Source organism: Turicimonas sp. TL08, from assembly GCF_054660695.1.
Map to the genome: position 1 here is coordinate 21,376 of NZ_BAAGDP010000017.1, position 15,409 is coordinate 36,784.

Genomic DNA, 15,409 nt, shown 5'->3' on the forward strand with positions numbered 1-15,409 from the left:
ATACGCCGAAAGAAATCTTGAAGGATCTCCTAATTCTTGTGCCTAACCTTGGAAATCTGAAGGCGTCTGCTGCTTTGAAATGACGGCATTTACATATTCGTTTGCTTCGTTGGAACCGGAGGTACTGGTTCCCATAATGACAGCAACCCGATTTTTAGAGAACTTACCAACTAGAGAATGAAACTTGTCAGAGTCATGTAGTAAGGCCGCAAGAATAAGGCGGTTATTTCTGGAATTGTGACGCTTAAATTCATCGGCAATGACAGGAAGTTCTCCAAGAACATTCCCATAAAAAGCATTCTTATTGCTTCCTAACCAATGGGTGCTTTCTCTCATCCCCGGGGCGTGATTATCAGACAAATTTTTCAAAATGTCTGGAATTGAGTTTCCAAGGGCATTTACAGAGGAGTAGTAATTTATAAAAATCATTAAAAATAACTTCTAAAGAGATAGGAAATTATTCGAGAGCCTAAGGTTACATTGAACTATCAAGAACTTTCAAGTTAATTAATAGGCAGGTCTTGTATTTCAATTTCATATGAAAAAGAATGATTGGAAATCCTGACGATTTCTCCTTTTCTTCCTTTAGGCCAATTAAATGTCTCAATCGGATTTTTGTCACTGTCAAAGATAACCATTTCGTTTTTATCTTCTTTGACCGTCCAATGTTTAGGAAGGCTGCTCTCCAACACTTTCGGCTGAATCCTTACAGCGATGGAGTCAAAGAGAATTTCCATGATGGGTAAAGAATGCACCATCGGGACTTTTTCTTGGTACTGTACTTTTTGGCCGTTGTAGATTATTTGGAAAAGTTCTAATCCGGTAGGCATCAAGCCATCTAAAGTAAGAATTCCGTTTGAGCATTTTTCTACCACCATTAATGTTCCTTTTTCTTGTCCCCATTTGAACTTTAATAAAGAATGCTTTAGAAAGTCCGTAGAACAAGTTGCCGAAGGAAGCGCTGAGGAGATGTCCTTTGTTAAGCGATGCTGAAGCTCCAAAGAATTATTGGTCGTCGAGCATCCGGCAGAAAATAAAAAAGGAAGCAATAGAAAAGCACAAGACAAAAGATATTTTTTATTCATTATTTTTACCATTCAGTCTATGTTGCGCAGACAATAAGACCATTAAGTATGAGGTTGCAATTCCTACACAAACAATTAAACCAAAGTTTTTGATTGCTTCTGTTTTACTGAGTACTAAAACGCCTAAAGATATTAATGTAGTAGCTGCAGATACAGAAATGGCTAAGTAGGTGGATCGATTCACTCTTTCTCTGTTAGCCGAAAAAATCTGATAGTCGGCCCCAATTCCTAAAATAAGAATTAAGGCAAAAACGGAGAAGAGATTGAAGGGCATTCCTGTCAATCCCAAAGTTGCGAGGGCCGCAGCTCCTGATAAAACAATTATTCCCGTTTGGATAATGGATTTTTTCCACCCAAAGAAGTACCAAAACAGAGCCATAAATCCAAAAACTAAAAAGCAGATAAACCAAGAGAGGACCATCCTTTGGGTTCCTAGCCATGTCTGAATATCCTCTCTTTGAGTGATTGGAAAACAAGACGAGAGCTTGGAGCATATAGTTTGTAACCTTTCCTTAGATGTCTCTATAGGAATATAAAACGTCTGTTCATTTTTTAAACTTAAGAGGAACGGCTTCCATACTTGTCCTAAATGAGAATTGAGCCAGCCTTTTGCATCGAGGGTATCGGGAAGTGGAAATTGAGATAACTCAACTCCTGTGTCCTGAAGTTTTTGAGCTACTTCAGGAAAAAGCTTCTCCAGCCGATCTCTAACCTGAAGCTGGCTTTCTAAAGAGAGGAGAGCCGGGTAGATGAATTGACGGCGAGAAAGTTTGCTCTCATTAATCACCAAGGCCGCTTTTTCAATTTGTTGTATAAGTGCATCTTCGGATGGGGCGGTTACAACAATTCCTTTTTGTGAGAAGTTCGCTCCGGTGAGCTCTTTAATTTTGTTTTCCGACTCAGATAAAAATTGGGAGCTTTGATAAAGTCTGATTAAATCATCATCAACTGATAATTTTGGTAAACCTAGAGCCAATAAGAAGATGAACACAATCCCGACGAAGGCTTTAATGGAATTGCTGGAAGAGCAAAACAAGAAAAATGAGTTAGTAGCTTCAGAAGTTTTCGAATTGGCTGCCGGCTTTATAGAGAAGAGCGGAAACCAGAGCCAAACTGTTAAAAATGAACCAATCAGTCCGAAGACAGCAAATACACCTAACTGGCGGAGACTGCTAAACGGAGAAATTACCATTAATCCGTAAGCAAGAACTGTGGTTATCAATGCCTGTAAGAGAGGCTTCTTTAATTTTTTTAAGATTGATAAAGGAGATTCTTTTGCAGAGGCGTTTTGTCTGGCTAGGAGGTAGTGAGTTGTGTAATCGGTAGAAATTCCGATTAAGCTTATGCACATGACTAAAGTTATGGCGTGTACCGACTCAAAGAAAGTAAAGGTTGCAGCTAGTCCGAAAATCGTGCCGATACCAACTGAAAGCAGGCACAAGAGGATAGGTTTGAGTGTTCTGAAAACAAACAAAAAGAGGGCCGAGAGAAGAAGGACGGATACAATGCTTAAGGTTTGAACGTCTGTCTTAGCAGTATTTTTAGCTTCCTCTTGATGAAAGATACTCCCGAGAAAACAAACCTCAAGATTCGGGTCAACGCTCTGTTTTTCTTTAATTAATTCGTTAATGGATGAGATCCATCGGCTAATTTCTTTTTCGCTTAATGAGGATTTCAAGCGGACATTCAGAACGGCCCAAGGAACGTTTTGTGAGTCAACAGAAGTTAGAAAGCCTTCTTGCGGAGTGAGCTTTGAGGACGGATTATTTTTAGCGGCTGCTCTAGTAAGAAGAAAAGGGTCTTCAGTCAGCTCTTTTAAGGATGGCGCGGCAAACGCAGAGAATAGTTCGCTGAGGATTCTTTGACTAATCTGGTCTGCAGAAGCGGTTAAATAGAATTTTTTATCGGGAGCAGATAAGAAGGCTAGCCTGTGCTTGATAAAGAAGCTAAGAAAATCTGCCTTCTCTTGTTCTGTCACGGAGGAGGAGACGGATTCAACAACAGGACTTGATTTTAAGAAATTATCTAAAGAGAGCGTGAAGTCTTTATTATCTTTAACCGCAAAAATAACCGTCCTCGCAAGTGAGTCTTGCAGGGCAGAGTGAATTTGTTTGAGCTCGGTGGAATTCTCCTGCTGCGGGAGCAGATCGAAAATATTTGAAGAAAGATTTCGATCGTGTACACACAGGGCTGTATAAATGAAGGCAACAAGCGAAAGCGCTAACCACAATAAAGCAACAAATTTCCGTTTATGGAACTGGCTTTGCAAGGTTGAAGTCTTCTCGTTCATTTTTACCTATCGGGGTTACGGTTCCGAATGTAATCAGTGTCTTGGCTCCTGAAATTTCTTCAATTTGAATATCTTTTAATTGTTTTCCTCCATCAACGGAAATCTCTTTGACTATTTTCGATAAAGGCTCAATTTTGGGAATTAAAGTCATTTTCCAAATCTGTGAGTTTCCCGAGACCGTCACGGAAAAGTTTTTCTCCAAATTGGCCTGATTACCCTCAAAAAGTGATTTCAGCGTCGAAACCATCTTATAAACCTCCGGATTCTCAGAAGCAGTGATTTCTCTGGGCTCTTCAGATTGAGTTTGTAGAAGGACAGACTTGTCAGTAATTAAAGTCTTTTGAAGGAAAGGCTTGGTCTGAATCCAAGCCAATCCTTTGGAGTCCGATAAAGAGAGATGGCCGGAGGATTTGAGAATCAGTCCTTGAGAAAGGGTTTTCGTCTGAAAAAAATCCGCAGAACCTTGACGCAAATGCTCAAAGGCATCCATGACGTATGGAGGGAGCAAATTTGAGGCAAAAACCAGAGAACTCATCGTAAGGCCAATGGCCGCAATAAATTTTTTAAGCATAAGGACTTTCCTTTCCTAATACTTCAAATAAAACCTTAGGACTTGTCAAGCAGCCTTGCTTTTTCTTTAAGTCAAAGGCCATTTGCCGCGACATTCCTGTGGTGAGGATCTTATTTGTCTCCTGGTCTCTGATGAGGTATTCAATTTTTATTTCGTTTTCGTATTCGACGATTTCTGCCGATACCAGAAGAGAGCTTTCCAGCACGGCCGGTCGCCGGTATTTGATTTTGACTTCGATAATCGGCCAGACATATCCGCTTTGCTTCATTTCGGTATAGCCAAAGTGAAGATCTTTAAAAAGGGCTTCTCTGGCCTTTTCAAAAAATTTTAAGTAATTCCCGTGCCAAACCACTCCCATCGGATCTACTTCATGGAAGGATGGGTTAATAATTATTTCTTTTTTAAGACTAATTTGGGTTTTGTTTATTGTCATTGTGCAGATCCCAAAAATCATAGAAATTAAACCATTGAAGCGGATAAGAGACTGCCTTTTCTTCTAATTCTTTAACATACATAGAAGAATACTGATGGACGGCATTGATTCTATCTTTTCTTGGAAGGCTAACTTTATCGGTTAAGCGATGGGCCGAGATGAGAATACTATCTTTGTCTTTAACGGCAAACATTGTGTATACGGGACATCCAAGAAGAGAGGCAAGCACGTAGGGACCGATGGGGAAAAGAGCTTTCCTTCCTAAGAAGGTCTCTTCTATTACGCGCTTATCATCGCTTTCTTTCAAACCTAAAGGGATTCTGTCGGCAGCGATTGCAATCCAGGCCCCGTCTTCTATTTTCTCTTTTAAGGAAATAATGGTGCTCAAGTCAATCTCATCGATTTCTATCATATTTAATTGACTTTTCGGAGCACTTTTTTTCATAAAATTTTTAAAGTTTTTAGCGTTTTTATCAAACAACAAGATGTAGATTTTTTCATGATAATCAATCTCTCCTATTGCACGCATAGCTTCTACAGATCCCAAGTGAGAAACTAATAATAAACGGCCTTCGCGTTTTTGATGAGTGAGCAGGTTGTTGACGGTATCCTCATCTGCAAACTTCACAGGAGTGTTCAGCTTGGCTCCTTCTGTCCACACAATGATCTTGTCGAGCAGGGCATCTGCGAAAGACAAAAAGTGATTTAAAGAAGAAAAGGGCTTTTTCTGATGCGACGGATGAGAATAATCGAAGACTCGTTGTTGAAAATCTTGGCTTGCTTTTCTTTGATTTTTGCCAAATGCCCAAAAGCAGGTAACCACAGGGGCACAAAAGAGTCGAAAAATCTGCCTTCCACCTAATTTATAGACAGCCAGGAGAAAATTGACTCCCAGGACTCCTTTTCTTTCTTGAATTTTCGCCCAGTGAAGAGAAGGACTCTTCTCCGAGCGGCGAGCAAGATTACTTCTAACGTGCGTAAGAGACTCGAAAAATAACCTGGTGTGCATCTTACTGATTAGCCAGTTATCTCTAAGAACTTTGAAGTTGCTTACTCCGTCCTGCGGATACGTAACACGGACGGGCAGAAAGATCATTTCCATCCCTGACCAGTAGAGACGAACTAGGATGTCGGTATCGAAATCCATTCCCATCCCGATTTTGGAAGATTGCGCAACTTCTAAGGTTTTACGGATGGGATATATGCGAAACCCGCACATACTGTCCTTTAGAGAGAAAGACAGCGTTTCGACAGCTACCCAAAAGTCAGTAATTTTTCGTCCAAGTTCTCGGCTCTTTGGGACCGATTGATCATAAATAGGGTAGCCGCATACACAATCCTCAGGATGGCTTTCGGACTTGCCCAAAAAAGAGGGAAGGTCTTCTATGGCATGTTGACCGTCAGCATCGATTTGGGCTGCGTGGGTAAAGCCGAGCTCTGCGGCCTTATGCAAGCCTGCGATAACAGCCCCTCCTTTTCCTTTATTTTTCTCCAGTGTGACTAGTGTAACGTTCGGAAAGCTCCTGACCGCTGATTTGATTTCTTCAGCTTCGGCGCTTGGACTTCCATCATCTACAACAACACAAACTTTAATAAAGGGCTGAATTCTTGCAAGAACGTTCGCAAGCACTCTTGAATGCCCATAGCATGGGACAACGGCGCAAAATTTTACTGCGTTCGAGGGCATTAAGAGACTTTTCCTTGACTGACAGTTATCCATTCATTGTTCTTAAAAGATTTATAAGTGAAGGATAAATATTTTTCATCAAAAGATAAATGAAGGCGGATTAAATCCCGAGGGATCATTGGGACGGTAAATTTAATTTGGCGAATGTTCTTCACTGTTCGTTCGCAAAGTCCGTAAGCCCGAGCAAACCGAGTGACCCAATCTAGTTGAGCAACACCAGGCAAGATCGGCTGAACGGGAAAATGTCCCTTAAACCAAAGAAGAGTAGGGGCAAGAACAAATTCCAAGACAATTGAATTCTCAGTTTTTTCTATAACAGCGACATCTGCCGGGATAAGGCTATTCATCAAAAAATCTCCTGAGTTCTCGTATCAAAATTTTCCCTTGATTATTTTGAGGCCATGATGGTGTAATGCGCCAGAAACGAGGCAAAGCTAAAAGAGGAATCTTATCTTTCAACTCATTTCTTAGAGACAAGATTTTAGCTGCAGGAAGTCTTGTGACCTCTTTGACTATTGGGTCAAGCAATACGGCACCTAAGAATGTTCTACCATCCCTTTCCAAAGGAACTACTTTACAGGGCATGGAATAAAACTGAGTGATTGTTTTTTCAACATTAGTCAGATTTATTCTTTCTTCTCCGATTTTCAGAATATTGTCTTTTCTTCCTTTTAATAGAAATTGCCGAGGGGTATGAAAGTCATATTCGTCCTCAAGAATAAGAGAAGGCAAGACACGACCGGTTGAAACCAAACGGATCCCAACGATAGAGAGATCCGAGAAAAGAGTCCACAAAGAACTCAGTTTTCCATCGTGAGTAAATCGATAAGCAATGACGCCGGCCTCTGTACTTCCATAAATTTCCGTAATCTCGCATCCTAGCCAAGTCTTCACTAGGGAGGCGGCCTTTTGCGTGAGAGGAGCGCCGGCTGAAACCACTCTTTTTACAGGGGGTGGAAGAAGGGCCGGATCCAGATTCGAAAGAAATGAGGGAGTGGAAATAAAAAAAGAATTAACCTTAATCTTTGAACAATCTTCGGGTACTTTTATTCTCTTGTCATAAATAGCTAACCCGTGAGACATGGCAAGCCATATATTGAATGTAAGACCATATTGATGTTCGGAATCTGCTGTAGAAGCGACCGCTTGAACTTCTGACTTCGGAAGTAAACGAGTCGTTTGAGCGGCTTCTAAATCAAGTTGGCCTATGGTTTTGGTAATTTTTTTCGGAGCACCGCTTGAACCTGAAGTAAACAGTTCAACAATGCTGTTTCTAAAATCGGACTGAGTTGGAGTTTCAGAAGAGCTATCAGTCAGAATCTCACGCAGGTCTTCTTCCCTTACGCATAATTCTGCCAAGGCATGTCTTTCCTTTTCGAGAATGGCATTTTGGGGAATAAGAACCGGAACATTACCCGAAAGAACAATGCCCATGAAAAGGCATAAAAAACTATAGTTGCTTTCCGTCGTAATCAGGATTCTGGCTCCGGAAACCTCAGAAAAATGCTTGTATACCCTACGGACATCCAGACTTAACTCTTTACGGGTTCGTTTCGGGTTGATAGTTACGAAATCTTCAGGAGGCCCTGAAAGCCAATTATTAAACGTTAAAACTTCAGACATTTAACACCAATTTTCGATAAACCCATTCTCCAAGAAGGAGGGCACCTATGCAAATGTAAGAAAAGCAGCCGTTCCAAAGAGACCATAAAACGAGGTTATCTTGCGAAGCCGTCCAGGCTGCGATTAACCCGTTAAAAATAAAGAAGAAACACCAAATTTTTGTGACTTTTTTTAGATACGGAATTGCTTTGGCCGGAAGATCCTTTGTCATTAGCCTGGCTATCCGTTCAATTGCAGAAGGACCATTAACCAAGGAAAAACCGAATATAGACAAAAGGGCAAGATTTACGAATACCGGATACCAGAGAAAAACTTGCACCTTGTCTAAAATTAAACTTAACACGCCTAAGGCAAGGCCTATCAGACCGGGAAAAAGAGAAAAGTTAACTGCTCCTTTATTCCTTAAGGCAAAAACACATTGCATCAAGAAAAAAAGCAGGGCAATTCCGAAGAAGAATCGAAAGTCGTTATGCCGGGCCAGAAACAAAACCAACAACGGAAACAAAGTGACGACGATGGAAGTGACAGCCCTGGCACAGAACAACAATCGATTTTTCCACATTTGCAGTTATTTTTGCTCTTTCTGTTGCTCAGCCATTAAACGTTCCAGGACGTCAACAACGTCTTGGACAGTTTTGACAGCCTGGAATTCTTCAGGTTTAATTCGTTTCCCGGTCTTCTTTTGGAGACTGACAATCATATCTACGGCATCGATACTATCGAGGTCTAGATCCTCGACTAAGCGGCTGTCCGGCTTGATATCCTCCGGATTTAACTCAAACAGCTCAGCCATTGAGTTTCTTACTTCTAAGAAGAGTTCTTCTTGGTTTTTCATTATTTTTCCTGTTGTTTTTTAATAAATTCGGCAAGTTTAGTTACAGAGGCAAAGTGCTGTTTGATGTCATCTGTAGGTTCGGTTAGCTGGATTTTGAAATGGTTTTTAACCGCAATTCCCAATTCCAGAGCATCGATAGAATCAAGCCCTAGGCCTTCGCCAAAAAGAGGAGCATCTGAATCGATGTCTGCCGGTGTTAAATCCTCGAGATTAAGAGAGTCAATAATGACCTCTTTAACTTCGTTTTTTAATTGTTCAATTTCCATTTTTATGCCAATAATTAATAGTCAGTTGATAGTTTTGTAAAAGGTCTTAATTCATCACCAATCTTTCTTGTCAAACGTCTGCTGGCTAACGAGAAACCTTCTTCCTGAGGTTTAATAAAACGTTCCGGGTCTATTTTTTCAATGAGTTCAAGCCGGACGGAGGGGCGGGCTTCAGGTATCTGATACCATTCGCTTGACTTATCAAGCCATTTTTCAGTGCATTTAATCCCAATAGCTTGGATAGGAGCGTTACAACGCAAGGCTATATGCGCAACTCCTCTTTTTAACTTCATGGGCTGACCCGGGACGGTTCTCGTGCCTTCCGGAAAGATAAGGATACTGTGTCCTTTTTTCAGTCTTTCTCTGCAGTCCTCAAGAATTTCTTCAGAGGCGTTATTTAGTAGGTAGTCGGCTGCCCTAACAACTCCTTTTAGAAAGAAGTTTTTTGTAAGCTGAGCCTTGACTAAACAGTCAACCTCCGGCAGCTCAGAGGCAATAAAAACATAATCTAAAAGGGTCGGGTGGTTAGCAATAATAATGCAGCCTTTCTCCTCCCGAAGTTTTTTGATGTTTTCGGTATCGATATCTGCAATTTTGAGTGTTCTAACGCAAGTTACGAACAGTCTGAAACTGCTCGAGATGGCCTTACGAGCCATTGTTGTTCTTTTTTCAGAATCTTTGACGAAAACATTCAAAAGAGGGAAATAAGTTGAAGTAAGTGCCAAAGCACCGATTCCAAAAACTGACCAACAAAAACCTGAAGACAATCTTCTGAGTTGGAATTTTACAAATGAGTCTTTTTCTCTCATAGCTTTGCCCAGGTTATTGTCGAACGGTCGGTTTTCGTTTGGAATACATTTTCCGGAGAGAGGAGGCCGGCAGCTAAAGAAAAGGCAGGATTCCTTTTTGCGGTTTCGTTGAGGATGAATTCAATTGAAACGTTTAATCCGTTGCCATTTGAGAGTACCAAGCCAAGTGCGTAAGGATCCGTACGTGCCTCTTCTTCAAGAGCCCCTCCCAGAATCTCAGGAAGCGAGGATTCGAAGTCTACGACAAGAACTTTTTTCTTTCCAGCATCTAAGAGAGACAAAGCCTCTATCAGCGCAGAATGCAGTGAATCCGTTCCTGCTGCAATTGAGGTAACAGGGCCATGGAATTTCTGTTGAATACTGGTCATGGCCGAGGCAGCATTATGAACAGACATGCTGAAGTCAGTCGGAGAAATATCAGCGTTGTTAGCTAGGTTCGAGAAAATTTTCTCACTGCGATTTAATTCGCCGTGTCTTGAAGAAAATACCAGAGAATCGACAGAATGCTTTTTCATTAATGAGGTTGCGACTTCTACCGCGGCCCTGCAGCCTTTGCTCATTCTTCGAGCCGACATCATTGGAATTTTCTGTACTTCTTCTTGCGCAAGCGTTCCGTTGATAGACTGGGTTTGTGAGTCCAGAATTAACCAGTCAGATATGTCAATATTACGCTTAATCAATTAGTTATCCTCCCTTGGAACGGGACTGAGTTTTTCTTTTTATTATATGTAAAGGCCATTGCCTGGATATTAAATTCTCGTTAAAGCCGTACATAGTGGGGAAAATACCCACCTATTGAAAGCGATGAAGATTAAGTTCCTTTGAGACGCTTCACAAGTTTTGATTATTTTTATTTTGTTCGGCAAATTAATAAGGTATGTCCGGTTCCTAACGGGCCGACTTCCTCCTCGATAACTAAACCAGCATCCTCGATGCACTTTTCAAATTCAGAAACTTGGTAAAAGCGGCTCGTGCCGTTAGCAATAGCTGTGAAATACAAGGACATGGCCGCTAGACACAAGTCTCCGATCTCGAAGGGCTGGTTTCCGATAAAAGGCTCAAGAATCAGCAACCGAGAATTAGGCGCTAAATTCATGCGAACTTTTTTAAGAATGGAGGTGATTTCATCCTTATGAAAGCAGTCAAGAAATTGGCTCATTAACCAAACATCGGCGTCTGAATATGGAAAGCTTTTTATTTTCAGAACATCTAGGGCGACAGTGCTGATTTGGGACGACAATCCATGCTGTTGAATATTTTTTTTAGCAACAAGGCATTGTTCGGGAAGATCATGAATTTTGATTTCGACTGTCGGATCCATAGAGGCATAAAGCATCGACCATTTTCCCGTGTTTCCTCCGACGTCAAAGATTTTCTTTGGGGCAAAATGCTCTAAAACATATTTTGCAAGATCTTTGAAAGCGGCATCGGAATAGAAGTGGTCAAAGTCGAACCAACTTTTTCTTGCCGGCTCGGGAAGCGTAGTGAGGGCCGGATAAATGGTCGGCCAGTTTCCAAGTGACTCTAGACCTGCCGGGCGCTGCTCCAAGAAAGATTTATCTAAATTTTCCAGGCCTCTGTAACAGACGTCTCGGGTAAATGCGAAATTAACTTTGACGAGAGGATCATTCAAAAGAAACCAACCGGTTTTGGCTAAATAATAATTACCTTCCTTGTGTTCAACCAGGTTTAAAGCCAAAGCAATTTGAAGCAGAGTCTCAACAGCATATTCAGTCAACTTGGTATGTTCAACAACGGCAGCGAGCGAAGCCCCGTTTTTTCCGGAATCTTCGAGGAATGACAAAATCCCGAACTTTAATAAGCACGACGATGCTTGAAAAAGAAAAGGAGCAACGGCTAAGGCATGAGCATTATTAAGAGCTTCTAATGAATTTATTTTCTTACTACATTTCATTGTTTGCTTTTAAGGATTGAGTTTTTTCTTGTGATGCTTTTTTTATTGACCCCTATGCACTCCTAGCTCAGAGGACATTTGAGTCTAATTTTTCTTAACCGAGAAGTATAAAAGAGTTGGATTGACAAGTGGTGATTTCAATCAAGAACTTATACTTTAAGTTTGGATACTTAAATTGTACGAGCGTTTAAAACTTGCCATCAGTGCAGCGAGAGGCAATGATTTGGATAAGCAACTATTGAAATAAAAAATAGTATTTCTTTTTTTTTGGACTTCAAACAAAGGGATAAGTCAACTTAGCAAATGACTGGATTACATCGGGTTTTGATTGAGTTCGTATAGCGTAAACGGACCAGAAATCATACTCCTCCCGAGTTTGTAAAAGGAAAAAAACGAGCGCAGACTTGGGAGGAGGAGAACAGCCTATGAGTTGCTAGTTTTACTTAGCTTCGTTGTTGATGGTAAGACGAACGAGTTCTTTCCTGATGGACAGGTCTAAATTTCGAATCCAGTTATTCAAGTGTCTATCAACAGTTCCGTCAGGTCGCATCAAAGTTGATTTTTTATTTGGAGTAATTGTGTAGGTTTCTCTGTCGTATTCGATGTCCACTACACCGGTATGTTGTCCTTTAACGTAAGTAGCTTGGATAGTTTTGGAATTGACTTCTTTCATTACCCAGCCGCGAGAAGAGCCGGCAAGGTAGATTGCTTTTTTAATTTCTTTTAATGTGGGGGCATGTTTACTTGAACCTGTCGGATTGCTATTCCCAGTAGCAATCAGAGGTTGAGATGTGCCGCACGCTGTTAAGAATGCCACAGAACCTAACGCTGTAATAAGAATACGTCTTTTCATTTTTCTATCAAAATAAAATTTATGAAGAGGTGAGGTGTAAGAATTGGAAGTATAGATGACTTCTGTAAATAATTGTTTCTTCTTCGGCATACTAGAAAGAACCGAAGAGGCGGATTGCAGAAATAGAAGCAAAAGCTAAGTAAAAAGTAGGAGCCTTTAATCGATGAGAGGCTCCAATTGAGAAAAGTATTCGGCTTTCAAAATCAGTGTTTTTGTCCAAAGTGATCAGGCACGTAATGTCCGCCTCTGCCGTCACTTCTCATATGGTTGTCATGCTGATCGTAATAGCCGCCTCTGCCATCGCTACGGATATGATTTCCGTCAGGAGTGTAGTAACCGCCTCTGCCGTCGCTTCTGGTATGGTTGCCGCGCTGATCATAGTAACCGCCCCGGCCGTCACTGCGGGTATGGCTGCCATCCGGATGATAGTATCCACCTCTGCCATCGCTTCGGATGTGTTTTCCATCGTTGGTGTAGTATCCCCCTCTACCATCGCTTCGGTAGTGATCCATGGCTTGAGCAAATGGAACGGCGATGAAAAAAGAAAAAAGGCATGCTGTCAATAAAATTTTCTTCATATCTTGGGACCTCATTTTTCTTCAAAGTGTAATGATTCTTTTTGTCTCTATCTATATTTAAGGCCGACAGTAATATTTTTAAAAATAACTAACGTCTTATCCAAAAGATATCAAAGGAAAGAAAATTAAATAGTTAATGCATTACCGAACATTGAAAAGTACCTGAAGGAGTTTCAGGCATCTCTAGTTGTTAATCCGAAACTGATGTCGCTTTCTTACAGACAATTTCAAAATGTAAAACTTTCATTTTGATGTCTTCTTTTTGCCTATAGGACTATGGAATAGATTTTTATGCTCAATCTAAGAATTCTTTCAACAATTAATGGCATACTCAAAAAATTAGCTGAATGTAATTTTTTGAAAAAGAATGCAAGAGACTACCAATCCAAAAACCCTATACGACAAAATCTTCGATGAGCATGTCGTCAGAACCGAGAAAGACGGGACATCAACTCTTTATATTGATCGCCATCTAGTCCATGAGGTGACCAGTGCTCAAGCCTTTGAAGGATTGCGTTTGGCCGGAAGAAAACTTTGGCGCAACACCTCCATCGTTGCTACTGCCGACCATAACACTCCGACAATCGGTTGGGAAAAGGGCATGGACGGTATTACCGATCCAATTGCTCATCTTCAGGTCAGCACGTTAGATAAGAATTTGGCGGAAAACGGGTGTGCCGCATACTTCCCATTCCTTAGCAGAGGACAAGGCGTGATTCACGTCATGGGGCCGGAAGAGGGTGCTATCCTCCCTGGAATGACTGTTGTTTGCGGGGACTCTCATACAAGTACTCACGGAGCTTGCGCTGCTATTGCTTTCGGTATTGGTACCAGTGAAGTAGAGCACGTGATGGCTACCCAGACGCTTCTGACCAAGAAAATGAAAAATATGTTGGTCAAGGTTGACGGAAAATTAAAGCCCGGTGTCTTTGGTAAAGATTTAGCTTTGGCAGTCATTGGAAAAATCGGTACAGCCGGCGGAACAGGCTACGCTATTGAATTTGCAGGAAGCGCAATCCGCGAACTATCGATGGAAGGAAGAATGACCCTGTGCAACATGGCAATTGAAGCCGGAGCACGATGCGGTATTGTTGCCGTCGACGAGAAGACAATCGAGTATATGAAGGGCAGGCCCCTTGCTCCGGAAGGTAAGCAATGGGATCATGCAGTTGAATATTGGAAGACGCTTCATTCAGATGAAGGAGCTAATTTCGATACTGTTATTGAAATCAATGCTTCCGAAATAGTTCCAATGGTTACTTGGGGCACTTCCCCGGAAATGGTCGCTCCGATTACCGGCTCAACTCCTCTTCCTGAAAACCAACCGGATCCGGTCAAGAGAGAAGGATGGGAACGTGCCTATAAATACATGGGCTTGGAACCGGGAACTCCGATGACCGAAATCTATCCGAATTCAATTTTTATCGGTTCCTGTACTAACGGACGAATTGAAGACCTTAGGGCTGCTGCTTATGTTGTTAAGAAGTTAGGCAAAAAGGTTGCTCCAAATATCAAATTAGCTCTGGTTGTTCCGGGATCCGGTTTGGTAAGAGAAATTGCTGAGAAGGAAGGGCTGGATCAGATCTTCATTCAAGCCGGCTTCGAGTGGAGACGTCCGGGATGCTCCATGTGTTTGGCTATGAATGCGGACAAGCTCTCCGAAGGAGATCGCTGCGCTTCTACAAGTAACCGTAACTTTGAAGGAAGACAGGGTAATAAGAGCCGTACCCACTTGTGTTCTCCCGCAATGGCCGCTGCTGCCGCTATTGAAGGTCACTTCGTAGACGTACGCAAGATCTTTTAAGGAGTAATTATGGAAAAATTCACAGTTTTAAAAGGCATTGTTGCTCCTTTAGATCGCTCCAATGTCGATACAGACGCAATCATTCCTAAGCAATTCTTGAAATCTATTTATCGCACTGGTTACGGCCCGAACCTTTTTGACGAATGGAGATATTTGGATAAAGGAGAGCCTGGGAAACCAATTAGTGAAAGAACACTTAACCCTGATTTTGTTTTAAACCAACCGCGATATCAGGGTGCGAGTATTCTTTTAGCCCGCAAGAACTTCGGATGCGGTTCTTCCAGAGAACACGCAGCCTGGGCGTTGACGCAATATGGTTTCAGAGCCGTTATAGCTCCAAGCTTTGCGGATATTTTCTACAACAACAGCTTCAAGAACGGTTTGCTTCCGGTCATTCTTCCGGAATTTACCGTTGACGCTCTTTTCCACGAAGTCAATGCCAATAACGGTTATGAGCTGACGATTAACCTCGCAGAACAGAAGGTCATTGAGCCAAATGGTACGGCCCATGATTTTGAAGTTCCTGAATTCAGAAAATTCTGTCTGCTTAACGGGCTAGATGACATCGGCATCACCTTGCAGCATAAGGATGAAATTGAAGCTTTTGAAAACAGAAGGCTTACTTCTAAGCCTTGGTTAGTGAAGTCTATTTATTAATAA

Annotated in this window: 17 protein-coding genes; 2 read left to right on the plus strand and 15 right to left on the minus strand. The window is 41.6% G+C overall.

Translation table 11 applies throughout. The features are described 5' to 3' along the window. Positions 1-42: 42 nt before the first annotated feature. The 15 genes from ACYQ4O_RS09235 to ACYQ4O_RS09305 form a co-directional block, all read right to left on the minus strand. Positions 43-429, minus strand: coding sequence for a hypothetical protein (locus ACYQ4O_RS09235; protein ID WP_460175422.1), 387 nt, complete (start codon positions 427-429; stop codon positions 43-45). A 74-nt stretch (positions 430-503) separates the two neighbouring features. Then, entirely contained in the window at positions 504-1,085 is a 582-nt protein-coding gene (locus ACYQ4O_RS09240) for a DUF3261 domain-containing protein (protein ID WP_460175423.1), read from the minus strand. Next, positions 1,078-3,375 carry an MMPL family transporter gene (locus ACYQ4O_RS09245; RefSeq protein WP_460175424.1) on the minus strand — a complete coding sequence of 766 codons (2,298 nt, stop codon included), beginning with the start codon at positions 3,373-3,375 and terminating at the stop codon, positions 1,078-1,080. Before ACYQ4O_RS09245 ends, ACYQ4O_RS09240 begins: the two co-directional genes overlap by 8 nt. Next, positions 3,335-3,946, minus strand: a complete 612-nt coding sequence (locus ACYQ4O_RS09250) for an outer membrane lipoprotein carrier protein LolA (protein ID WP_460175425.1) — start codon at positions 3,944-3,946, stop codon at positions 3,335-3,337. The genes ACYQ4O_RS09245 and ACYQ4O_RS09250 overlap by 41 nt, the downstream gene beginning before the upstream one ends. Further along, a complete protein-coding gene (locus tag ACYQ4O_RS09255) occupies positions 3,939-4,379 on the minus strand; it encodes an acyl-CoA thioesterase (protein WP_308513982.1) in 441 nt (146 codons plus the stop codon). Before ACYQ4O_RS09255 ends, ACYQ4O_RS09250 begins: the two co-directional genes overlap by 8 nt. Then, positions 4,354-6,066, minus strand: coding sequence for a glycosyltransferase family 2 protein (locus ACYQ4O_RS09260; RefSeq protein WP_460175426.1), 1,713 nt, complete (start codon positions 6,064-6,066; stop codon positions 4,354-4,356). Before ACYQ4O_RS09260 ends, ACYQ4O_RS09255 begins: the two co-directional genes overlap by 26 nt. Beyond that, positions 6,066-6,413: an ApeI family dehydratase gene (locus ACYQ4O_RS09265; RefSeq protein ID WP_308513984.1), complete on the minus strand. Its 348-nt coding sequence runs from the start codon at positions 6,411-6,413 to the stop codon at positions 6,066-6,068. Before ACYQ4O_RS09265 ends, ACYQ4O_RS09260 begins: the two co-directional genes overlap by 1 nt. Further along, the gene (locus ACYQ4O_RS09270) at positions 6,406-7,689 is read right to left on the minus strand and encodes an AMP-binding protein (protein WP_460175427.1); all 1,284 of its coding nucleotides are present in this window, start codon (positions 7,687-7,689) and stop codon (positions 6,406-6,408) included. Before ACYQ4O_RS09270 ends, ACYQ4O_RS09265 begins: the two co-directional genes overlap by 8 nt. 568 nt (positions 7,690-8,257) lie before the next feature. Then, a complete protein-coding gene (locus tag ACYQ4O_RS09275) occupies positions 8,258-8,524 on the minus strand; it encodes an acyl carrier protein (protein ID WP_308513986.1) in 267 nt (88 codons plus the stop codon). Continuing rightward, positions 8,524-8,790, minus strand: a complete 267-nt coding sequence (locus ACYQ4O_RS09280; protein WP_460175428.1) for a phosphopantetheine-binding protein — start codon at positions 8,788-8,790, stop codon at positions 8,524-8,526. The genes ACYQ4O_RS09275 and ACYQ4O_RS09280 overlap by 1 nt, the downstream gene beginning before the upstream one ends. Positions 8,791-8,804: 14 nt before the next feature. Next, positions 8,805-9,515 carry a lysophospholipid acyltransferase family protein gene (locus ACYQ4O_RS09285; RefSeq protein ID WP_460175429.1) on the minus strand — a complete coding sequence of 237 codons (711 nt, stop codon included), beginning with the start codon at positions 9,513-9,515 and terminating at the stop codon, positions 8,805-8,807. Positions 9,516-9,595: 80 nt separating this feature from the next. After that, a complete protein-coding gene (locus ACYQ4O_RS09290) occupies positions 9,596-10,279 on the minus strand; it encodes a beta-ketoacyl synthase chain length factor (RefSeq protein ID WP_308513988.1) in 684 nt (227 codons plus the stop codon). 170 nt (positions 10,280-10,449) lie between these two features. Further along, positions 10,450-11,514, minus strand: coding sequence for a methyltransferase (locus ACYQ4O_RS09295; protein ID WP_460175430.1), 1,065 nt, complete (start codon positions 11,512-11,514; stop codon positions 10,450-10,452). A 439-nt stretch (positions 11,515-11,953) separates the two neighbouring features. Further along, the gene (locus tag ACYQ4O_RS09300; RefSeq protein WP_460175431.1) at positions 11,954-12,367 is read right to left on the minus strand and encodes a hypothetical protein; all 414 of its coding nucleotides are present in this window, start codon (positions 12,365-12,367) and stop codon (positions 11,954-11,956) included. 203 nt (positions 12,368-12,570) lie between these two features. Next, positions 12,571-12,945, minus strand: a complete 375-nt coding sequence (locus ACYQ4O_RS09305) for a hypothetical protein (protein WP_460175432.1) — start codon at positions 12,943-12,945, stop codon at positions 12,571-12,573. 367 nt (positions 12,946-13,312) lie between these two features. Here ACYQ4O_RS09305 and leuC point away from each other — a divergent pair, with 367 nt between their 5' ends. Both leuC and leuD read left to right on the plus strand, forming a co-directional pair. Further along, the gene (leuC, locus tag ACYQ4O_RS09310) at positions 13,313-14,749 is read left to right on the plus strand and encodes a 3-isopropylmalate dehydratase large subunit (protein WP_460175433.1); all 1,437 of its coding nucleotides are present in this window, start codon (positions 13,313-13,315) and stop codon (positions 14,747-14,749) included. Between the two features lie 9 nt (positions 14,750-14,758). Then, entirely contained in the window at positions 14,759-15,406 is a 648-nt protein-coding gene (gene leuD / locus ACYQ4O_RS09315; protein ID WP_460175434.1) for a 3-isopropylmalate dehydratase small subunit, read from the plus strand. The last annotated feature ends 3 nt before the right edge of the window (positions 15,407-15,409 follow it).

What these genes read in the sequence shown, in the direction of transcription:
- ACYQ4O_RS09235 (WP_460175422.1), bottom strand. Translation starts at nt 429, where the DNA reads ATGATTTTTATAAATTACTACTCCTCTGTAAATGCCCTTGGAAACTCA.
- ACYQ4O_RS09240 (WP_460175423.1), bottom strand. Translation starts at nt 1,085, where the DNA reads ATGAATAAAAAATATCTTTTGTCTTGTGCTTTTCTATTGCTTCCTTTT.
- ACYQ4O_RS09245 (WP_460175424.1), bottom strand. Translation starts at nt 3,375, where the DNA reads ATGAACGAGAAGACTTCAACCTTGCAAAGCCAGTTCCATAAACGGAAA.
- ACYQ4O_RS09250 (WP_460175425.1), bottom strand. Translation starts at nt 3,946, where the DNA reads ATGCTTAAAAAATTTATTGCGGCCATTGGCCTTACGATGAGTTCTCTG.
- ACYQ4O_RS09255 (WP_308513982.1), bottom strand. Translation starts at nt 4,379, where the DNA reads ATGACAATAAACAAAACCCAAATTAGTCTTAAAAAAGAAATAATTATT.
- ACYQ4O_RS09260 (WP_460175426.1), bottom strand. Translation starts at nt 6,066, where the DNA reads ATGCCCTCGAACGCAGTAAAATTTTGCGCCGTTGTCCCATGCTATGGG.
- ACYQ4O_RS09265 (WP_308513984.1), bottom strand. Translation starts at nt 6,413, where the DNA reads ATGAATAGCCTTATCCCGGCAGATGTCGCTGTTATAGAAAAAACTGAG.
- ACYQ4O_RS09270 (WP_460175427.1), bottom strand. Translation starts at nt 7,689, where the DNA reads ATGTCTGAAGTTTTAACGTTTAATAATTGGCTTTCAGGGCCTCCTGAA.
- ACYQ4O_RS09275 (WP_308513986.1), bottom strand. Translation starts at nt 8,524, where the DNA reads ATGAAAAACCAAGAAGAACTCTTCTTAGAAGTAAGAAACTCAATGGCT.
- ACYQ4O_RS09280 (WP_460175428.1), bottom strand. Translation starts at nt 8,790, where the DNA reads ATGGAAATTGAACAATTAAAAAACGAAGTTAAAGAGGTCATTATTGAC.
- ACYQ4O_RS09295 (WP_460175430.1), bottom strand. Translation starts at nt 11,514, where the DNA reads ATGAAATGTAGTAAGAAAATAAATTCATTAGAAGCTCTTAATAATGCT.
- ACYQ4O_RS09300 (WP_460175431.1), bottom strand. Translation starts at nt 12,367, where the DNA reads ATGAAAAGACGTATTCTTATTACAGCGTTAGGTTCTGTGGCATTCTTA.
- ACYQ4O_RS09305 (WP_460175432.1), bottom strand. Translation starts at nt 12,945, where the DNA reads ATGAAGAAAATTTTATTGACAGCATGCCTTTTTTCTTTTTTCATCGCC.
- leuC (WP_460175433.1), top strand. Translation starts at nt 13,313, where the DNA reads ATGCAAGAGACTACCAATCCAAAAACCCTATACGACAAAATCTTCGAT.
- leuD (WP_460175434.1), top strand. Translation starts at nt 14,759, where the DNA reads ATGGAAAAATTCACAGTTTTAAAAGGCATTGTTGCTCCTTTAGATCGC.